The sequence below is a fragment of the Kitasatospora sp. NPDC041988 genome (genome assembly GCF_055588525.1).
In genome coordinates, this window is sequence record NZ_JBVJCO010000016.1 from 17,341 (window position 1) to 35,280 (window position 17,940).

The 17,940-nt window shown below is 74.9% G+C and carries 14 protein-coding genes; 7 read left to right on the top strand and 7 right to left on the bottom strand.

Annotated features, from left to right (window positions below):
* Window positions 1–21: 21 nt before the first annotated feature.
* The 6 genes from ACZ6NC_RS17875 to ACZ6NC_RS17900 all read left to right on the top strand — a co-directional run bounded on the left by ACZ6NC_RS17875 (window position 22) and on the right by ACZ6NC_RS17900 (window position 8,835).
* Window positions 22–585, top strand: a complete 564-nt coding sequence (locus ACZ6NC_RS17875) for a GNAT family N-acetyltransferase (RefSeq protein ID WP_465733742.1) — start codon at window positions 22–24, stop codon at window positions 583–585.
* A 118-nt stretch (window positions 586–703) separates the two neighbouring features.
* Window positions 704–1,297 carry a TetR/AcrR family transcriptional regulator gene (locus ACZ6NC_RS17880; protein WP_465733744.1) on the top strand — a complete coding sequence of 198 codons (594 nt, stop codon included), beginning with the start codon at window positions 704–706 and terminating at the stop codon, window positions 1,295–1,297.
* A gap of 311 nt (window positions 1,298–1,608) precedes the next feature.
* Entirely contained in the window at window positions 1,609–2,973 is a 1,365-nt protein-coding gene (locus tag ACZ6NC_RS17885; protein WP_465733746.1) for an FAD-dependent oxidoreductase, read from the top strand.
* A gap of 681 nt (window positions 2,974–3,654) precedes the next feature.
* Complete coding sequence (locus tag ACZ6NC_RS17890) at window positions 3,655–5,643, top strand: RICIN domain-containing protein (RefSeq protein WP_465733748.1); 1,989 nt, start codon at window positions 3,655–3,657, stop codon at window positions 5,641–5,643.
* Between the two features lie 227 nt (window positions 5,644–5,870).
* Window positions 5,871–6,707: an ATP-grasp domain-containing protein gene (locus ACZ6NC_RS17895; RefSeq protein WP_465733750.1), complete on the top strand. Its 837-nt coding sequence runs from the start codon at window positions 5,871–5,873 to the stop codon at window positions 6,705–6,707.
* Window positions 6,708–7,071: 364 nt separating this feature from the next.
* Entirely contained in the window at window positions 7,072–8,835 is a 1,764-nt protein-coding gene (locus tag ACZ6NC_RS17900; RefSeq protein WP_465733752.1) for an alpha/beta fold hydrolase, read from the top strand.
* Window positions 8,836–8,969: 134 nt separating this feature from the next.
* Here the strand turns inward: ACZ6NC_RS17900 and ACZ6NC_RS17905 are convergent, their stop codons facing one another.
* From ACZ6NC_RS17905 to ACZ6NC_RS17915, 3 genes are all read right to left on the bottom strand, one after another.
* The gene (locus tag ACZ6NC_RS17905) at window positions 8,970–9,740 is read right to left on the bottom strand and encodes a class I SAM-dependent methyltransferase (protein WP_465733754.1); all 771 of its coding nucleotides are present in this window, start codon (window positions 9,738–9,740) and stop codon (window positions 8,970–8,972) included.
* Window positions 9,741–10,000: 260 nt separating this feature from the next.
* On the bottom strand, window positions 10,001–10,618 hold the full coding sequence (locus ACZ6NC_RS17910; RefSeq protein WP_465733756.1) for a class I SAM-dependent methyltransferase: 618 nt from the start codon (window positions 10,616–10,618) through the stop codon (window positions 10,001–10,003).
* A gap of 31 nt (window positions 10,619–10,649) precedes the next feature.
* The gene (locus ACZ6NC_RS17915) at window positions 10,650–11,654 is read right to left on the bottom strand and encodes a quinone oxidoreductase family protein (RefSeq protein WP_465733758.1); all 1,005 of its coding nucleotides are present in this window, start codon (window positions 11,652–11,654) and stop codon (window positions 10,650–10,652) included.
* A 103-nt stretch (window positions 11,655–11,757) separates the two neighbouring features.
* Between ACZ6NC_RS17915 and ACZ6NC_RS17920 the strand changes: the two genes are divergently transcribed.
* On the top strand, window positions 11,758–12,378 hold the full coding sequence (locus tag ACZ6NC_RS17920) for a CGNR zinc finger domain-containing protein (RefSeq protein ID WP_465733760.1): 621 nt from the start codon (window positions 11,758–11,760) through the stop codon (window positions 12,376–12,378).
* Between the two features lie 93 nt (window positions 12,379–12,471).
* On the opposite strand, the gene ACZ6NC_RS17925 is transcribed toward ACZ6NC_RS17920, so the two are convergent.
* From ACZ6NC_RS17925 to ACZ6NC_RS17940, 4 genes are all read right to left on the bottom strand, one after another.
* Window positions 12,472–12,702 (bottom strand): hypothetical protein, encoded by a 231-nt coding sequence (locus tag ACZ6NC_RS17925; protein ID WP_465733762.1) that lies wholly within the window; start codon window positions 12,700–12,702, stop codon window positions 12,472–12,474.
* A gap of 184 nt (window positions 12,703–12,886) precedes the next feature.
* The gene (locus ACZ6NC_RS17930; RefSeq protein WP_465733764.1) at window positions 12,887–13,246 is read right to left on the bottom strand and encodes a hypothetical protein; all 360 of its coding nucleotides are present in this window, start codon (window positions 13,244–13,246) and stop codon (window positions 12,887–12,889) included.
* Window positions 13,247–13,692: 446 nt separating this feature from the next.
* Complete coding sequence (locus ACZ6NC_RS17935) at window positions 13,693–15,876, bottom strand: acyltransferase family protein (RefSeq protein ID WP_465733766.1); 2,184 nt, start codon at window positions 15,874–15,876, stop codon at window positions 13,693–13,695.
* A gap of 128 nt (window positions 15,877–16,004) precedes the next feature.
* The gene (locus ACZ6NC_RS17940; RefSeq protein ID WP_465733768.1) at window positions 16,005–17,876 is read right to left on the bottom strand and encodes a glycosyltransferase family 2 protein; all 1,872 of its coding nucleotides are present in this window, start codon (window positions 17,874–17,876) and stop codon (window positions 16,005–16,007) included.
* Between the last annotated feature and the right edge of the window lie 64 nt (window positions 17,877–17,940).

Here is a 17,940-nt window from a genome sequence, read left to right on the forward strand (position 1 = left end):
CCCGGATCCCGAAAGGTGACCATGTACGCGATGACGCTGGGCGAGGACGGCGCGGTGCTGGGCCCGCTGGAGCCGTGGCAGGCCGAGGAGTTCCTGGCCCACGTGGACCGCGGGCGGGAGTTCATCGGGCGGTTCAACGGCCTGCCGGACGCCGTCACGGACCTGGAGTCGAGCCGGGCGCTCCTCCAGGCGTACGCGGAGAAGACCGCAGCCGACACTGGACGGCTCTTCGGGATCCGGACGGCCGAGGGCCGCCTGGTCGGCGCGGTGCTGTTCCGGCGGTTCGAGGTCGGGCAGGGCATCGCCGAGGCGGGCTGCTGGCTGGAGCCGGCGGCCGTGGGCAAGGGCCTGGTGACCAGGGCCGTGCGCGCGATCATCGACTGGGCCGTCGAGGAGCGCGGCATCCACCGCGTGGAGTGGTGGGTCTCGGCGGGGAACGAGCCCAGCATCGCCGTCGCCCGCCGGCTCGGGATGACGAAGGAGGCCGTGCTCCGGGAGAGCTACCTGTACCGGGGCGAGCGGCACGACGAGGAGATCTGGTCCGTGCTGGCCCCGGAGTGGCGGGCGGCCAAGCAGACGGCCTGAGCCCTGCCCCCGGACGGACGGCGACGCCAGAAGACAGGGACGACGACGGCGGCGGACAACGGACGCCCGCACTCCCACACGGTCGACACGAATATGCAGACCGGTCTACTGTTTCCGCATGGGAGTCAAGGGTGAGGAGACCCGCGCCCGGCTGATCGCCGGGACGCGCAGTCTGATCGAGGCACAGGGCTACTTCGGCACCGGCCTGAACCAGATCGTGGCGGAGAGCGGCGCACCGCGCGGCTCGCTCTACTTCCACTTCCCCGAGGGCAAGGACCAGTTGGTCGCCGCCGCCCTGCGCCAGGCCGGCCAGGAGATCGAGGAGCTCCTCAGGGCCCTGGCCCGCAAGGGCACGGACGCCGCCGCGATCGTCGGACAGCTCACCGAGGTCTTCACCGCCCGCCTGGAGGAGTCCGGCTACACCAAGGGCTGCCCCATCGCCACCGTCGGCCTGGAGGTGGCCGGCAGCAACGAGGCACTGCGCACCGTCTGCGCCGAGGTCTACGCGAGCTGGCAGGCCGTCCTCACCGAACGTCTGACGGCCGAGGGCTTCGACCAGGCCGAGGCGGACACCGCATCCGGCCAGGCACTCGCCCTGCTGGAGGGCGCGGTCCTGCTCGCCCGCGTCCGCCGCTCCCGCCACCCCCTGGAGGACGCCCGCCACGCCGTCCGACACCTCCTCGTCGTACGGGCCGGCCGGGCGCAGCGCTGACTCCCGTTGCCGGAGTGACCGGGCACAGTGCCGCGCTCCGCCGGCAACCGGCGGTCGAAGGGCGCGGCGGCCGGGGCCGGGGCCGCCGTCGGCGGTCGTGCGCGACGTCGAGCGTGTGCCCGGCGGGCGGCGAGTCATAGGTGTGCTCTATGGGGCCATAGGCCCGCGGCGTCTACAGCGGCGGGTGGGGAGCGGGTTTGCTTCAGACACCCGACGTCCTGCTCCCTCTCCCCTCTCCCCCCGCCGCCTGCCGCCCGCTCGCCCGCCGCCCGTCTGCCCGTCTGCCCGTCTGCCCGGAGGAACGCCCCGACATGTCCCGTCCGATCCGTATCGCGATCGTCGGAGCCGGCCCCGCCGGCATCTACGCCGCAGACGCCCTGCTGAAGTCCGACGCCGCCCGGGAGCCCGGGGTCTCGATCGACCTGTTCGAGCGGATGCCCGCCCCGTTCGGGCTGATCCGCTACGGCGTGGCGCCCGACCACCCGCGCATCAAGGGCATCGTCACCGCGCTCCACCAGGTGCTGGACAAGCCCCAGATCCGCCTCTTCGGCAACATCGACTACCCCGGCGACCTCGGCCTCGACGACCTGCACCGCTTCTACGACGCCACCGTCTTCGCCACCGGCGCGACGGCCGACCGTGCGCTCGACATACCGGGTGTCGGCCTGGACGGCTCGTACGGCGCCGCCGACTTCGTCTCCTGGTACGACGGGCACCCCGACGCCCCCCGAACTTGGCCGCTGGAGGCCGAGAAGGTCGCCGTGCTCGGCGCGGGCAACGTCGCCCTGGACGTCGCCCGGATCCTCGCCAAGACCGCCGACGAGCTGCTGCCCACCGAGATCCCCCCGAACGTCCACGCCGGGCTCCGGCGGAACAAGGCGCTGGATGTGCACGTCTTCGGCCGCCGCGGGCCGGCCCAGGCCAAGTTCAGCCCGATGGAGCTGCGCGAACTCGACCACTCGCCGAACATCGAGGTGATCGTCGCCCCCGAGGACATCGAGTACGACGACGGGTCGATCGCCGAGCGCCGGGCCGCGAAGCACGTCGACATGGTCGCGTCGACGCTCGAGAACTGGGCGATCCGCGACGTCGGCGACCGGCCCCACCGGATCTACCTGCACTTCTTCGAGTCCCCGGTCGAGGTGACCGGCGCGGACGGCCGGGTGGGCGGCCTGCGCACGGAGCGCACCGAACTCGACGGCACCGGCAACGTGCGGGGCACCGGCCGCTTCACCGACTGGGACGTGCAGGCCGTGTACCGGGCGATCGGCTACTACTCCGACGAACTGCCCAAGCTGCCCTTCGACCCCGTCTCCGGCACCGTCCCCAACGAGGCCGGCCGCGTCCTGGCCGGCGACGGCTCGCACCAGGCCGCCACGTACGTCACGGGCTGGATCAAGCGCGGCCCGGTCGGCCTGATCGGCCACACCAAGGGCGACGCCAACGAGACCGTCGGCTGCCTGCTCGCCGACCACACCGCCGGCCGGCTGCCGGGCGCCGCCGAGCCCGACCCGCAGGCCGTCGTCACCCACCTGCGCGAGCGGGGCGTCCGCTACACGACGTGGGAGGGCTGGCACCGGCTCGACGCCCACGAGCGGGCACTCGGCGAGGCGGAGGGCCGGGAGCGGGTCAAGGTCGTGGAGCGCGAGGAGATGCTCCGCAACAGCGGCGCCTGAGGGCCGTCCGGCAGGGGAAGCCTCCCAGCTGCCCCTGCCGGACACGCCGGATCAGCCGTCGGCTTGGAGGGAGTACAGGTCGGGCCGGCTGTCCTGGACCTCTGGGAAACCCCGGGACACCGGACAGGTGCGTCGCGCCCGACCCGGCCCGGGGGTCGGACACGACACGCCTGTCGACCGGTCCCGACTCAGTGCCAGGAGGTCGTCCTGGAGTTGCTGAACGGGTCCCCGTGCTTCTTGAGCCCACGGGGTGACGGTCGCGCCGGTGTGACCCCACGCCGTATCGGTACACCTGCCGCTGTCGACGCCGGGGGAGGATCCTCCGGCCGCCGCCGGCGCGAACCGTTTGCGCATCTCGTTCCTCTTTTCTTGTCGGTGCTGCTGGCTTCCAGGCTCTCCGCCCGCAGCGCCTCGAACGATTGCGAGGCTCCGAACGATGGCGAGGAGGGGGCGACTCCCGCCGAACGCGCGCCACCGCGCCCGGCGAACTCGTGCCGCGACGAGACGACCAGGCCGACCGAGACCACCCCCAAACGACCTGGGAAGCCCGCAAGTTGTCCGAAGAACCGGTGGAGACTCCAGAGTGCGACCTGTTTTGATTGTCCATCTACAAGAATCCGCCGATGCTCAGGTGAGCGACGGACAACGCAGTTTGGCCGCGGACAAGGCAGGGGGCACGGGGTGGTTGGTGCTGGACGCCCGCAGGGGCGGCTCAAGGGAGAGACCGAGCAGGCGGACGCCCTGGCCCGGTTCGTGCGGGAGGTGACCGCGGGGATCACCGTCCGCAAGCTCGCCCAGCGCTACCCGGCCGGCAGGACCAGCTGGAGCGAGTACCGCTCCGCGGAGAAGGACATCCCGTGGCACCTGCTCCAGCGGCTGATCCACGACCAGGCGGTGGACCCGCGGACCCGGGCGGTGCTGCTGGCACGCGCCGGGCACCTGCACGAACAGGCCACCCGGGCGGCCGAGGGGCTCCGTCCGCCCGCGGCGGAACGCTCGGCCGCCGAGCAGGCACTGGACCGGGCCCGGCAGGCGCAACAGCAGGCCGAGGCGGGTGTCGCGGAGTCGGAGGAACTGATCCGGGTACTCGTGGCGATCGTGGCCGAGTTGCGGAGTGAACTGGGCACCGACGCCACGGACGAGGCGAGTCCCGCAGCCCGGGCCCTGAACGACGGAGAGGCGGCGGAGCTGCGGCGGGCCCGGCTGCGGGAGGCGACGCGTTGCCTGGCCGAGGTGCGGCGGATCAGGGAGAGCGCGCGCGAGGTGCGACGGACGGCCGAACGGGAACAGGACGCCGTCGGTCTCCTGGTCGGCCGGGCGCGGACGCATGCCCTGGCGAGCGGCGAGCGGCGGGCGCCGGGGGCCCGGGCGGCGGCCGAACCGACCGGGACCGAACCTACCGGGACCGAAAGGGCCGATACCGAGTCGGCCGGGAGCAGCGGGGTGGAGGCACACCTCCCGGTGCTGCGGCGCCTGGAGACCGACCTGGTACGGGTGCGGGAGGCCCTGGCCGACCGGTGCCGGGAAGTGATCCGGATGGCCCCCGCCTGTACCGGCCCGAGGATTGTCCGCGGTGAGCTGGTCCGGGCCCCGGACAATCGCCTGACCGGTCCGTTCGTGCTCGGCCGGACGCCCATCGGCCCGCCGCGCGGCGCGGGCGCCGGCCCGCGGCGCCCCCGTACGGCCCGCGGCGGCGCGGCGATGGGTGTGGCGGGGGCGGCACTGGCCGGCGTGCTGATACTGGTCGGGGTACTGGTGGGCATCCACCTGGGCGCAACGACGCCCGCCCGCTTCGACACGACCCCCCAGGCAGCCGACGCTCGCGTGGGGCCCGCAGCCGGCGCAACGGCCGCCGGCCCCTCCCCGGCGACGGCGGACGGCAGTTCGCCGCCGGCTCCGGGCGGGGCGCCGGTCACGTCACCGACCCCTCCCCCGCCGAGCGGTACACCCCCTCGGGCCGAAGCGACTGCGACCGCACCGGCGGTCGCCGCCCCCGTGCCGCCTGCCCCGGTGGCTCCCGTACCCGGGGTCCCGACGCCCGCCGCCCCGACACCGGCAGGTACGGCGGCTCCGACCGCGGGCCCCGGCGCCCCGTCGGTACCCGCTACCTCCACAACTCCAGGCGGGAGCGACAGGCCCGTGCCGCCGCCGGAGTCCACCACCTCCGTGCCGAAACCGGGTGCGGAACCCTCCCTGCCCGGACGACTCGGCGGGACCCCGGCCGTGCCGCCGCCGGTTCCGGTGGCGATCAAGAACGGCAACAGCCTGCAGTGCATGGCCACGGCCGGCGGCACCAGGGAGGAAGGCCGGGAGGTCCAGCAGTACCCCTGCGGGGACTACCCCGACCACTTCTGGGAGGCCCAGAAGACCTACACCGACGCCGAGGGCGAGACCTACTACCGGATCGTCAGCTACAACAGCGCCCTGTGCCTCTCCGTCCGGGACTCCAGCACCGAAGCCGCCGCCCCCGTCATCCAGTCCACGTGCAGGAACAGCCCCGGGCAGTCCTGGAAGATCGAGAAGTGGCCGAACGGCCTGCGCTTCGTCAACGACAACAGCCACCAGTGCCTCGCCGTCTCCTACCGCAGCAGCGCCCCGCAGGCCCCCCTGATGCAGTACCCGTGCGGGGACTACCCGGACCACTACTGGAGCTACGGCCCACGCCGGTGACAGGGCGGCCTCCACCGAAGGCCCCACGGCTCCTGCCCCTGCCCCTGCCGCTGCGGCTGCGGCTGCGGCCCACACATCGGACCCGTGGCCCGGCCCGTCGACCTGGTGCCGGGCGCCGCCCCCGTTCGCGCCCCCGTTCGCCCCTCGTTCGCCCCCGAGCCAGGTGCCGGGTCGGGAGCGCCGCCCCGCTGGGTAGGCTGGCGGGCCCCACCCCGAGGAGATGCGCCATGCCCGCCCGCCCGAGCGTCCTGTTCGTGACCGATCTCGCCTACCAGGCCCGCGGACGGCGCTACTGCGACGAGGACATCCTCCTGACCTCCCGGTTGCGCGACGACTTCGACCTCGCCCTGTGCCACCCCCTCGATGCCGCCGCCCTGATGGACGCCTTCGACGCGGTCGTGGTCCGCAACAGCGGTCCCGTGCTGCACTACCAGAAGGAGTACGACGCCTTCCGGGACCAGGCCAGGGCCCGCGGCAACCGGGTCTACAACCCGTTGACCGGCCGCGGCGACATGGCCGGCAAGCAGTACCTGCTGGACCTCACCACCACCGGACACCCCGTCATCCCCACCGTCGACCGGCCCCAGGACCTGCACCTGCTGCCCGAAGCCGCGCAGTACGCCGTCAAGCCGAAGGCCGGCGCCGACTCCATCGGCCTGTCCTTCATGCCCCGGGACCAGCTGAGCGGCCTCGCCTACGGCCACATCCTCGTCCAGCCGCGCATCGACTTCCGCTACGAGGTGTCCTTCTACTACGTCGACGACACCTTCCAGTACGCCCTCCACGCCCCCGACCCCGAGCGGCGCTGGGTCCTCGAACCCTACGAGGCCACCGACGCCGACCTGGCCTTCGCCCGCCGCTTCATCGAGTGGAACACCCTCGACCACGGCATCCAGCGCGTGGACGCCTGCCGTACGCAGGACGGCGAACTGCTCCTGGTCGAGCTGGAGGACCTCAACCCGTACCTCTCCCTGGACCTGGTCGCCGAGCAGACCCGCGACGCCTTCGTGGCCGGACTGACCGCCTCGCTCCACCGGTTCCTGGAGGCCCCGCGCCCCGCCTGATGCGGCACGCCGGCCCGGGGCACCGTCGGCACGGGCGGGCCGGACACCTCGGCCCGCCCCCAGGTACCCCGGCGCGGCGGCGCCCGGCAGTTCTCCGGACGACCTCGCCGCCCTGCAAGATCGCCGCCCCCTCTTCCCCCGGGTTCCCCGGCGACGGTATGTTCACCTGCGTACGCCACCGCTCCCGCTGACCCATCAGGACGGGGCTCGTCGTCGCGCAAAAAATATGCAGACCGGTCTACAGAAACTGGGGGCCGGCGCGCCACAGCACTCCAGACCGGCGGGCCGGCACCCTCTCGACGTCCAAAAAATATACAGACCGGTCTACATAAGTGGACCGGTCTACAGAAAAGGAGCCCTGCCCATGAACATCACAGGCACCGCCGCCACAACCACCACCACAGCCACCTCCACAGCCACGCCCGCCCCGGCCCCCCTCCCCCCGCGCACCCTCGTCCTCGGCGCCACCGGGTTCCTCGGCCGCTGGCTCGTCCTCGAACTCCTCGGACGGGGCGAGCCGGTGGCCGCCGCCGTCCGGGGCGGGCACGGAACCGCACGCGACCAGGAGCTGCGCGGCTGGCTTCGCGAGCACGGCGCCGACGACACCGCCCTCAGCACCGTCGCCGCCGACCTCACCCGGCCCGGCCTCGGCCTGTCACCCGAGGACGACGCCCGGCTCGCGCACGTCCGCGACGTGCACAACCTCGCCGCTCTCTACCGCTTCGGCCTCTCCCGCGCCGAGGCACACGCCGCCAACGTCGACGGCGCACTGCACGCCCTGCACTGGGCCGCCGGCCGCCCCGGCCTCCGGCGGCTGGTCCACCTCTCCGGCTACCGGGTCGGCCGGGACGCCGCACCGCGCCACCCGCTGCCCGCCGCCGAGGCCGACGCGCTCTACGCAGAGCTCGGCGCGTACGAGGCGTCCAAGCAGCTGGGCGACGCCGCCGTCCGCGTCACCGCCGCCCGGCTCGGCGTACCGCTCACCACGGTGAACCCGAGCAGCGTGATCGGCCACTCGGTCACCGGCGAGGCCGGGCAGTACATCGGCCCGGCCGAACTGGTGCGCCAACTCTGGCACGGGCGGCTGCCGTTGCTGCCAGGAACGCCGCGCACGTTCCTGCCGGTGGTCGCGGTCGACCACCTGGCCCGGTTCCTCGCGGCCGTCCCCGGACACGACACCGGCCCGGCCCATGCGCACGCCGTCCTCGACCCCGCGACGCCGCCCCTGCCGGAGCTGATCGCCCTGCTGGCCGAGCACCTCGGCGTGCCGGCGCCCCGGCGGCTCGTCCCGCTCGGCCTGGTCCGCCGGCTGCCCCGCGCGCTGACCGGCGCCGACCCCGAGACGCTCACCTTCCTCTCCGAGGACACCTACGACACCACCTCCGCCGACCGTCTCGCCCGCGCGGCCGGTCTCCAACACCCGCCGGTGGCAGAGCTGTTGCGCCGCTGGGCCACCCGGCTGGTCGCCGACGGGTTCGGCGCCTCGCCGCAGGGTGCGGCGTTCCGCGGTGGGTTCTCAGACGTCGCCGGTGCCCGCAGCTACGTCGCCGGGGACGGCGAGGCTCCGCGCTTCGTCCTGCTGCACGGGCCGGGCGAGGACGCCGACGCCTGGCGCGAGGTGGTCACCCGGCTGGGCGCGCCCGCACTGGCGGCCGACCTGCCCGGTCTCGGCCGCTCCTCCCCCGCGTCCGTCCCGGACGACCACTGGCTGGCCGAACTGCTGGCGCCCGTCCGCTCGCGCCCCGTCCTGGTCGCCCACGCGGCCTCCGCCACCACGGCGTTGCGCTACGCGGCCGCCCACCCGGACGCCGTGGCCGGGGTCGTCCTGGTCGACCCTCGCTTCCTCCGGCCGCGCACCGGCCGGCCGACCACCCCTTCGACGTCGCACCCGTCCCATCGCCCCGGCGCCGCCAAGCGCGCCGCCCGCAAGCTCCGCGAGGCCGAGCGCCCGGCCGGACGGGCCGAGGCGGCCGCCCTGATGCGGGCATGCCCGGTGCCGGTCCACGTGATCCCGGGTGTCCCGCACAGTGCCGCGTCACCCACCACAGCCTCGCCCGCCGGCTCCCTCCCCCTTCGCTACGACGCCGAGCTCGCGAACAGCATCGACACGTGCACTGCGAGCTGGTGAGGCTCGAAGGCCTTCCGGGGTGAATCCAGCCCAGATCTTGCGTGGGTATCCCCGGCTTCTGCCGGGGAGGGAAAAGCATCCGGGCCTCGCACGGTCAGAGGCTTGGCCGCTTGGCGGCTCGGAGACCGCCGGGGTCAGCGGACGGCGACCAGAATGCTGTCGTCGCCGCACTGCCAGACGGTGGTGGCACTGCTGAAACCGGCTTCGTGCAGGAGGCGGATCTGTTCGGCGGTCGTCAGATCGTGGGGCTCGGTGAAGGTGCGGTCCGCGATCGGGGAACGGGCGCGGGCCTGGGCGAGGGGGGCGAGTTCCGGGGCGGACAGCACGGTCTTCCACCAGCCCGCCCAGTCCTTGTCACCATGACGCCCGGTCCGGTGGGCACGCCGCGCACGAAGCTGGCGGGCGAGCCCCAGGAGGGCGGGGGCCGAGGTGGGAGCACGGTTGTCGGCGTCGACCAGGATTCCTCCGGGGCGCAGGCGGCCGGCCAGGGTGCGGTAGAGCGCGCCGAGTTCGTCGGGGGTCAGCCAGTGGAGGGCGGTGGAGGACACCGCCGCGTCCCAGGAGGCGGGTGGGCCGGCCTCGTCGGCCCACCCGGGCGTGGTGAGGTCACGGGCGAGGAGCCGGGCGGTCGTGCCGGTGACGGCCTCTTCGGCGAGGCCGAGGAGGAGGGGATCGGCGTCCACACCGACGACATCGGCGTGCGGGAAGGCGCGGGCGAGGCGGGCGGTGAGTGACCCCGTGCCACAGCCCAGGTCCACCAGGCGGGGCCGGGGCACCTCGGTGCGTTCGAGCAACCAGCCGACGGTGTCGACGACCACCTGGAAGCGTTCGTCGCGGTCGGGGCTGTAACGCTCCTGCTGCTGGTCCCATCGCTGCAGCCAGGTACGGGCTGTCTCACCGAGCACGGTCGCCTCTTCCGGTCGGGGGCGTCCGGTCCGGCGGCGAACTGCAGCCGGACACGGGTCTCACGGTCGCACCTTGCCTGCCGGACACCTGAATCGACCTGACTCGACCTGACTCGCCAGCGCCCGGCGAAAGACAGCGTGTCAGACCGGAGCGGTCTTGAGTAGAGCGGGTACGGCGCCCACGCCCCGGTGGACCCCACGCGAACGCGGGGGAACACCGGGGACCAGGAAGCACCCCTCGTGGCACCCGTCCGCCCGGACTACGAGGTCTGTCCGACCGCCGACTCGAAGGCGAGCACCGTCCAGTGCACGCCCGGGCGGTCGTGCAGATCGGGGCGTTCGGTGCGGAGCAGCAGGTCCAGCCCACGGGCCCGGGCGAGCGCGACCGTCTCGTCGGCCGGGACGTCGAACATCCGGCGGCCGGTCGGGACGGGGCCGTGGCGCTGCGAGAGGAGGACCCGGCCGCCGGGAGCGAGCAGCCGGGCGAGGGCGTCCATCGCCAACGGTCGTTCGTCCTCGGCCAGATGCATCCAGACGGCGCAGAGCAGGATCAGGTCGAAGCGCTCGCCCGCCGTGCCGAGCACGGCGGCGGCGGGCAGCGCGTCGTCCACCCAGCGGATGGCGCTGCCGGCATGGATGCGCTCGCCGGCCCGGCGCAGCTCCGCCGTCGGTTCGGCGGCGACGACGCGGTGGCCGCGCGCGGCCAGGGCGGCGGCGTCCCGGCCGGTGCCGGCGCCGATGTCGAGGATGTCGGACGGCCGCTCGGGGAACAGGTGCAGCACCTCGCGGTGGACCTCCTCGAACGTCACTTCCTCGTACTGCACGGCGAGTTGCTCCGCCGCCTCGCCGTAACCCGCGTTGCTCGCCAGCCGATCCACGAATCCCCCTCGCCTCTCGCGTGCGCCGCGGTCAGGCCGGATCGGCCGCCACGGTCAGGACGATCTTGCCTCGATTGCCGCGACTTTCCAACTGCCGGTGGGCGTCGGCTGCTTCCTCCAGCGGGAACACGGACTCCACCGGCACCCGGTAGGCCCCGGTGACGACGCGGGCGGCGATCTCCCGCAGGTCGGGGCGGGGGTCGTAGCCGTGGTCCAGCAGGTTGGTGATCTGGAAGCCGTGGATGGAGACGTTCTTCGGGTAGAAGTGCCGGGTGTCGATGGTGCTGGGCTCCAGCGCGACGTTGGCGAGCGCGACCACCCGTCCGGCCTGGCCGGCCTGGCGCAGGCTCTGGCCGAACACCCGCCCGCCGACGGTGTCCAGGACGACGTGGGCGCCGCGCCCGCCGGTCAGCCGGAGCACCTCGTCGACGGCGGCGTCCTCCGGGTGGGCGGAGGTGTCGACGGTCGCGTCGGCGCCGAAGCCGGCCGCCCACTCGGCCTTGGCCGCCGAACCGGCGACGGCGATGACGCGCGCGCCCGCCTCGGCGGCGATCTGCACCGCCGCGCTGCCGACCCCGCTGGCTGCCGCCTGCACGACCACCGTCTCCCCGGCGGCCACCCGGGCCAGCCGGCGCAGGCAGTACCAGGCGGTCAGCCAGGCGGAGGGCAGCGCGGCGGCTGCGAGCAGGCCGACGCCCTCGGGCAGGGGCGTGACCCGCAGGGCCGGGACGACCGCGAGCTCGGCGTAGAAGCCGGAGCCGGCGGCGGCGGCCATCGCCAGGACGGGCTGCCCGACCTCCAGGCCGCTCACGCCCTCCCCCAGGGCGGCGACGGTGCCGGCCGCCTCGGCACCGAGGATCAGCGGCGGCCTTCCGGCGCGGTGGTAGACGCCCGAACGGACCAGCGCGTCGGCCCGGTTGACGCCCGCCGCGGCGACCCGCACCAGCACCTCGCCGGGGCCGGGAACCGGGTCCGGGAGGTCCACCGGGAGCAGGACCTCGGGGCCGCCGAACTGGTCGATCCGTACTGCGCGCATGGTTGCGCACCCGCTCTCGTCGATGACACCAGATGAACAGGTGTCACCCTGCGACACCGGATGAAGTGGTGTCAAGAGGGGGCCCGGGCGTAGGCTCTCCCCCATGCCGCCCAGCACCCACGCCACCGACCCGCAGCTCGCCTTCCCGTTCCTCGGCGGACGCCCCTGCCTGAACTTCGTCGCCACCCTCGGCCGGCGCCACGCAACCCCCGTCGAGCGCCTGCCGGACCAGGACGCGCTGACCCGCTGGCTCACCGAGGCAGGACTGCGGCCCGACGGCGCGACCGCGGACGCCACGGAGGCAACGGAGGCCACGGAGCGCGATCTGGTGGACGCGCGCCGGCTGCGCGAGGCCGTGTACCGGCTGCTGCGCGCCGCGATGGCAGGCCTCCCCCCGGCTGTGGGCGACCTCGCCGAGGCCAACGCGGCCGCCGCCGCCCCCGACCTCGCCCCCCAACTCGCCTCCGCGGACGGCGGACTCCGGCTGCACTGGCACGCCGGGGCCCCGGCGGACGACGTCCGGGCCGCCCTCGCCGCGGTGGCGCGCGACGCCGTGCTGCTGGCGGGCGGCCCGCTGCTCGGCCGGGTCAAGGAGTGCGAGAGCCCGGACTGCTCACTGCTCTTCCTGGACGACTCCCAGGCCCGCCGGCGCCGCTGGTGTTCGATGGAGCGGTGCGGCAACCTCGCCAAGATCGCGGGCTACCGCGCCCGCACCCGGCCCTGAGGCTCGGCCTGCACGCTGAGCCCGCTCTGGGCCCTGAGGCTCGGCCTGCGCCCTGAGAGCGAGCCCGGACGGCGGGAAGGCCCCGACCGCCGGTCAGGCTTCGCCGGGGTGCCAGGCGGGCCACTCCCAGGGGCGGTCGGCCCAATGGACGCGGACGGGGTCGCGCGGGTCGAGATCGGGGAAGAGCTGGTGGACCCTCGGTTCGAACTCCTCCGGGGCCAGCGGCTCCCAGCCGTGGCCCTCGAAGTGGACCAGGCGGTAGCGGCTGTCGGTGCGGAACTCGGCGACCTCGACCAGGGGCTTCGACGTGTTGTTGGTTTCCATGCCCCCAGCATGTGGCGGACCCCGGACGTCCGCACCCGGGGTACGGCAGGCAGCGTACCGGCGGGGCGGACGGCCGGGAGGCGGGGCGGGAGAGAACCCTCTTCCGGGTCATGTCCCGGCGTCCGCGCGCTCGTTGAGCACGGCGAGCGGGTCGCCGGTGGTCGGCGACGGCCGTCAGGAGGACTCAGGGCATGGACGGGCAACCAGCAGGCGGGCAACGGGCAGGCGGGCAATGGCAGTGGCCGGCGCAGAGGTGGGAGCCGCCGCCGGTGCCGCCGCCACCAGCCGCTCCGGCCCCCGCTCCGAGCGCACCCACTCCGAGCACCCCCGCTCCGGCCGCTCCCGCTCCGGTGCGGAAGCCGCGCTGGGTGTGGGCGGCGACGGCGGCCGGGACCGTCGCCGCGATGGCCGCCGTCCTGGTGATGTGCGGGCCCGGGTCGGGCGACGAGACCACCGGGGTGGTGGCGTTCCCGTCGGCCGCACCCTCCCCGTCGACATCCCCGTCGACGTCCCCGTCGACATCCCCACTGACGTCCCCGCTCACGGAGGCGTCCGCCGCGCCGGCCCTGCCCCTGGAACCCTCGTTCCCCCTGTCACCCGACCTGCTGTCGGCCCCGGACGCACCGCCCAGCGGCACGCCCGCCTCCTCACCGGAGGCGGCCCCCACCCCCGCCCGGCAGACGGGCGGCGAGGACGAGCCCGCCGGGGCGGACCACACCGCCCCCGGCAGCGCCCGGCCCAGGCCGGGCCGCACACCACGCCCGGCACCATCCCGCCCGGCGGCCACCACGGCGGCGCCCGCCCCACCCGCGGCGGTACCGGCCCCCGCTCCGGGCAGGGCCCCGAGCGCGCCGGCGGCCGGCGCCCCCGGGTCCGGGTCCGGGTCCGTCTGCGACCAGGCCGAACGTTTCGGCCGCTGGCCGGCCGGCTCGGAACAGGCCAGGCTCTGCCACAGCGTCTACGGCTGAGGCCCCGGCGCCGGCCCCCGGCTCACCCCGCCCCCAGCAGCCCCCGGTCCAGCCGGGGCGCCAGCACCCGCGCCAGGGTGTCGGTGATGTGCCCGGTGTCCCGGTAGAGCACCACACCCTCCAGGACCGCCGGGCAGTCCGGGCCGGTGCCCGGGCAGAGCAGCGGGCCGAGGTCGAGGACCCGGACGCCGTAGCGGCCGGCGAGGCCGCCGTCGGTCAGCGGGTCGCGTTCGAAGGCCGACTCACGGGGGAAGAAGCAGGAGTCCGAGCGGCCGTCGGAGGCGGCCAGGCAGGTCGGTATGTCCTTGCCGGGCATCGGCGTGTCCGCGAGGTAGGCGAGCGGGGCGCCGACGGCGGAGAGCCGGTCGAGGGTGCGGGTCCAGCCCTCGGTGCGCTCCTCCTGGCCGCCGTAGCGGTTGAGGCCGGCCATCAGGATCAGGCGCGGCTTGGGGCCGGTGGCGAGGCGGGTGAGGGTGTTCTCGCGCCAGCGGTCGCACTCGTCGAAGGTGCGGCCGAGGACGTTGTTGCGCACGGTCAGGGTGGCCAGCGGGCAGCCCGGTTTGACCAGCACCTCCAGCGCCCAGTGCCGCTGCTCGGCCAGCGCCAGCGCCCCCGAGATCCACTGGCCCGCGTGGGAGTCGCCGACCAGCACGATCCGGTCGGGGCTGGATTCGGTGCCGAACAGGCAGCGCGGGCTGGCGTCGGCGCCGAGCGGGATCTCGCAGCCCCGACCGGGCGGGAAGTCCTCCCGGGCCCGGGCCAGCGAGGGCGTCAGGGTGAGAACCCGGGCGCTGGGGGCGAGCAGGGCGGGGCCGTCGACCGCGCCGGCCGGGACCACCGCGGGCAGGTCGGCGCCGCCGAGGGCCCGGACGGTGCCGCCGCCGAGGGCCAGCCCGGCGATCAGCGGGATGACGAGGGCGCTGGCGCCGACCGCGAGGCCGCGGCGGGGCGCCGGGCTGCTGCCGTACCGGAGCGGCCGCTCGACCAGCCGCAGGGTGAGCCAGGCCGGCAGGGCGGAGGCCGCGGTGAGCGCGGCCAGGGTGGTCCACGGCAGGGCGCCGTAGCGGGCCTGGGCGATGGTCAGCACCGGCCAGTGCCAGAGGTACCAGGCGTACGAGAGGCGGCCGGCGGCGCGCAGCGGGCGGGTGGCGAGCAGCCGGCCGACGTCGGCCGGGCCCAGGGCGCGGTGTGCCGGTCCGGCGAGCAGGACGGCCGCTGTGCCGAGGACGGGCAGCAGGGCGGCGCTGCCGGGGAAGGGCGTGTTGCGGTCGTAGGTGAGGACCGCGAGGGCGACGGCCGCCGCGCCGCCCCAGCCGAGCAGGCGCAGCGCCCAGCCGGCGGGCCGGGCCGCCCGGCCCGCGCGTGGCAGCCGTCCGGCCAGGGCCGTCCCGGCCAGGGCGGCGCAGGCGCCGGCGGCGAACTCCCAGAGCCGGCTCGCGGTGGAGAAGTAGCCGAGCGGTGCGGAGCCGGCCGTCCAGCGGAGGCAGAGCGCCAGCGAGACGCCGCCGATCGCGGTGGTGGCGAGTGCGATCGCGACGGTGCGGCGCCGGCCCGCGAGGTAGCGGGCGAGGCCGAGCAGCAGGATGCCCCAGAGCAGGTAGAACTGGTTCTCCACGCCCAGTGACCAGAAGTGCTGGAGCGGGCTCGGGTCGCGTTCGGCGGCGAGGTAGTCGGTCTGCCGGCCGACGAACCGCCAGTTGGCGAACTGGCCGGCGGCGGCGATCAGATCACGGGCGAGGTCGGTGCCGCGCAGCGGATCGAGCAGGGCGCCGCCGGCGAGCGCGGTGGCGACCAGGACGACGGCGGCGGCGGGCAGGATGCGGCGGGCCCGGCGGGCGGCGAAGTCCCGGAGGCCGATCGGGCGGCCCAGCAGCAGGCCGGTGATCAGGAACCCGGAGATGACGAAGAAGATGTCGACTCCGACGTAGCCGCCGGTGAAGGCGGGGACGGCGGCGTGGTAGCCGAGGACGGCGAGCACGGCGATGCCGCGCAGGCCCTCGATGTCGGGCCGGAAGGCGGCCCGCCGGCGGGGCTCCCCGGCGCTCGGCGAGTCCGGCTGCGACGCCGACTCGGCGGCCTCGGCGGGACGGTGGACGAGTCCGACCAGGGTGGCGGACGGCCCCGGTTCGGGTGCGGGATCGGTGCGGACGGCGCTCGGCGGTTCGACAGGCGGGCGTCCGGCGCTCGGTGGTACGGCCGTGGGCACGGCGGTGCTCCTTGCAGTGACTGGCAGCGGTGTTCGGGGCCGCCGGGCCGATGGGGCGGCCGGGCGGTGGGTCCGCGCCGGTGGGGCGACGCGCAAGGAATGCGGAAGAAAGCGAACTTGACGGATCGTCAGAAGACGAGCGGGTCGGCCCAGCCGGAGGCCAGCAGACCGCAGAGCAGCAGCACGGCGGTGAGGGCGACGGCCTCGGCCCGGCCGAAGCCCAGGTCGGAGGCGCTCCGGGCGGGCGGGGCGACTTCGGCGACGGCGGCACCGTTGCCGCCGCGCAGCAGGGGCCACAGGGCCCGGAGGAGCGGGATCGTGGTGTAGGCGGTGAGTCCGAGCAGCGCGGCGAGCGCCCAGTAGGGCTGCCAGCCGTGCAGGGCGACGGCTCGGGCGAGGCCGGCGACACCGGCGAGGACGACGAGGCCGAGCCAGCCGACGCCGATCCGGGCGACCGTGCGGGCCAGCGAACTTCCGCCGGAGACGGCGCCGGTGGGCACCCAGTCGGCGCTGCGGCGGCGCAGCGCGTGTGCGATGGCGACCACGTGGCAGAGCCCGCCCAGGAGTTGGACCCGGGTGACCTCGAAACGCCAGCGGGTGCGGGACATCGCGGGCAGCAGGACGAGCGCGACCCAGATCGGCGGCAGGAAGGGCAGGACCTGCCAGGGCTGGATCTCGTCGGGGCGGAAGAACAGCATGATCAGCGCGGGCAGCGGGACGGCGAAGACGTTGACCGCGCTGGTGAGGTAGCCGAGGATGCCGTTCCAGAAGCAGAGCCGGGCCGAGCGGGAGAGCGGGCCGCTGCGGAAGCCGGGGTCTCCGACCAGGGCGAGCGAGCCGAGGCACCAGCGGTACTGCTGGCTGATGAAGGCGGGCAGGCCGGTGGGCGACATGCCCTTGGCGACCAGCGCGGGCACGTACCGGGTGGTCCACCCGGCGCGGGCGAGCGAGAGGCCGGTGTAGAGGTCCTCGCTGTGGTCGATCTCGGCGAAGCCGCCGACCCGCTTCAGTGCGGCACGCCGGTAGAGCGCGTTGGTGCCGCAGCAGACGGTGCCGTCCTGGGCGTCCCGGGAGGGCTGGATCCACCGGTAGAAGATCTCCTGGGTGGCTCCGGCGGCCCGCTCCAGCCACGACATGCCGGGGTCGGTGTCGAAGCACTGCGGGCTCTGGACGATGCCGACCTCGGGGTTGTCGAGGTAGGGCACCAGGTGGTGCAGGAAGTCGGGGCGCGGGCAGAAGTCGGCGTCGAGGACGGCGACGATCTCGCCGGCGCTCTCGGCCAGGCCGTGGTTGAGGTTGCCGGCCTTCTTGAACCGGCCCCGGTCGGGCCGGGCCCGGTACTGGAAGCCGTGGGACTCGGCGAGTTCGCGCACCTCGGGGCGGGCGGCGTCGTCGAGGACGAGGACGGTCAGCTCGCCGGGCCAGCGGACGGCGGCGGTGTGCCGGTAGGCGTTGGCGAGGACGTCGAGCGGTTCGCCGGCGGTGGGCAGCAGCAGGTCGACGCCGGGGTACCAGGCCGGCCGCCAGGCCCGCAGCAGCAGGTCGTGCGAGTCGCGGGTGTAGCGGCGGGCGCGCTGGCCGTCGGCGAGGGAGAGCAGCCAGGTGGCGGCGTTGAGCAAGGTCAGGAGCAGGAACGGCCAGAGCAGTGGCCGGCTGAGCGCGAAGAGGCCGAGTGTGGCGGTGGCGCCGGCGTAGGAGAGGGTGGCGCAGAGCAGCACCCAGCGGCGCTGCGGGCCGAAGTACCAGTAGAGCTCCTCGTCGTCGGGCGGGCCGGGCAGGCGCTGCGCACCGTCGGCGGCCGGGCCGCCCGGAGTGGCGGGGCGGCGCGCAACGGCGCCGGTGGCGGGCAGAGTGACGCCGGTCGCCGGTCGGGCGGCGTCGATGGCCGCCAGAGCGGCGTCGGTCGCCGGACGGACGGCGTCGGTCGCGGGCAGAGCGGTGTCGGTTGCGGGCAGAGCGGTGTCGGTTGCGGGCATGGCGGTGCCATGGAGTGCGGGCATGCGGAAATGGCCCCCCTGGGCAGGACGGAACGTGGCCGTTCGTCCGCCAGCCTCTCACATTGGC

Coding starts and splice junctions, on each gene's coding strand:
- ACZ6NC_RS17875 (WP_465733742.1), top strand. CDS start 22: ATGTACGCGATGACGCTGGGCGAGGACGGCGCGGTGCTGGGCCCGCTG.
- ACZ6NC_RS17880 (WP_465733744.1), top strand. CDS start 704: ATGGGAGTCAAGGGTGAGGAGACCCGCGCCCGGCTGATCGCCGGGACG.
- ACZ6NC_RS17885 (WP_465733746.1), top strand. CDS start 1,609: ATGTCCCGTCCGATCCGTATCGCGATCGTCGGAGCCGGCCCCGCCGGC.
- ACZ6NC_RS17895 (WP_465733750.1), top strand. CDS start 5,871: ATGCCCGCCCGCCCGAGCGTCCTGTTCGTGACCGATCTCGCCTACCAG.
- ACZ6NC_RS17900 (WP_465733752.1), top strand. CDS start 7,072: ATGAACATCACAGGCACCGCCGCCACAACCACCACCACAGCCACCTCC.
- ACZ6NC_RS17915 (WP_465733758.1), bottom strand. CDS start 11,654: ATGCGCGCAGTACGGATCGACCAGTTCGGCGGCCCCGAGGTCCTGCTC.
- ACZ6NC_RS17920 (WP_465733760.1), top strand. CDS start 11,758: ATGCCGCCCAGCACCCACGCCACCGACCCGCAGCTCGCCTTCCCGTTC.
- ACZ6NC_RS17925 (WP_465733762.1), bottom strand. CDS start 12,702: ATGGAAACCAACAACACGTCGAAGCCCCTGGTCGAGGTCGCCGAGTTC.
- ACZ6NC_RS17940 (WP_465733768.1), bottom strand. CDS start 17,876: ATGCCCGCACTCCATGGCACCGCCATGCCCGCAACCGACACCGCTCTG.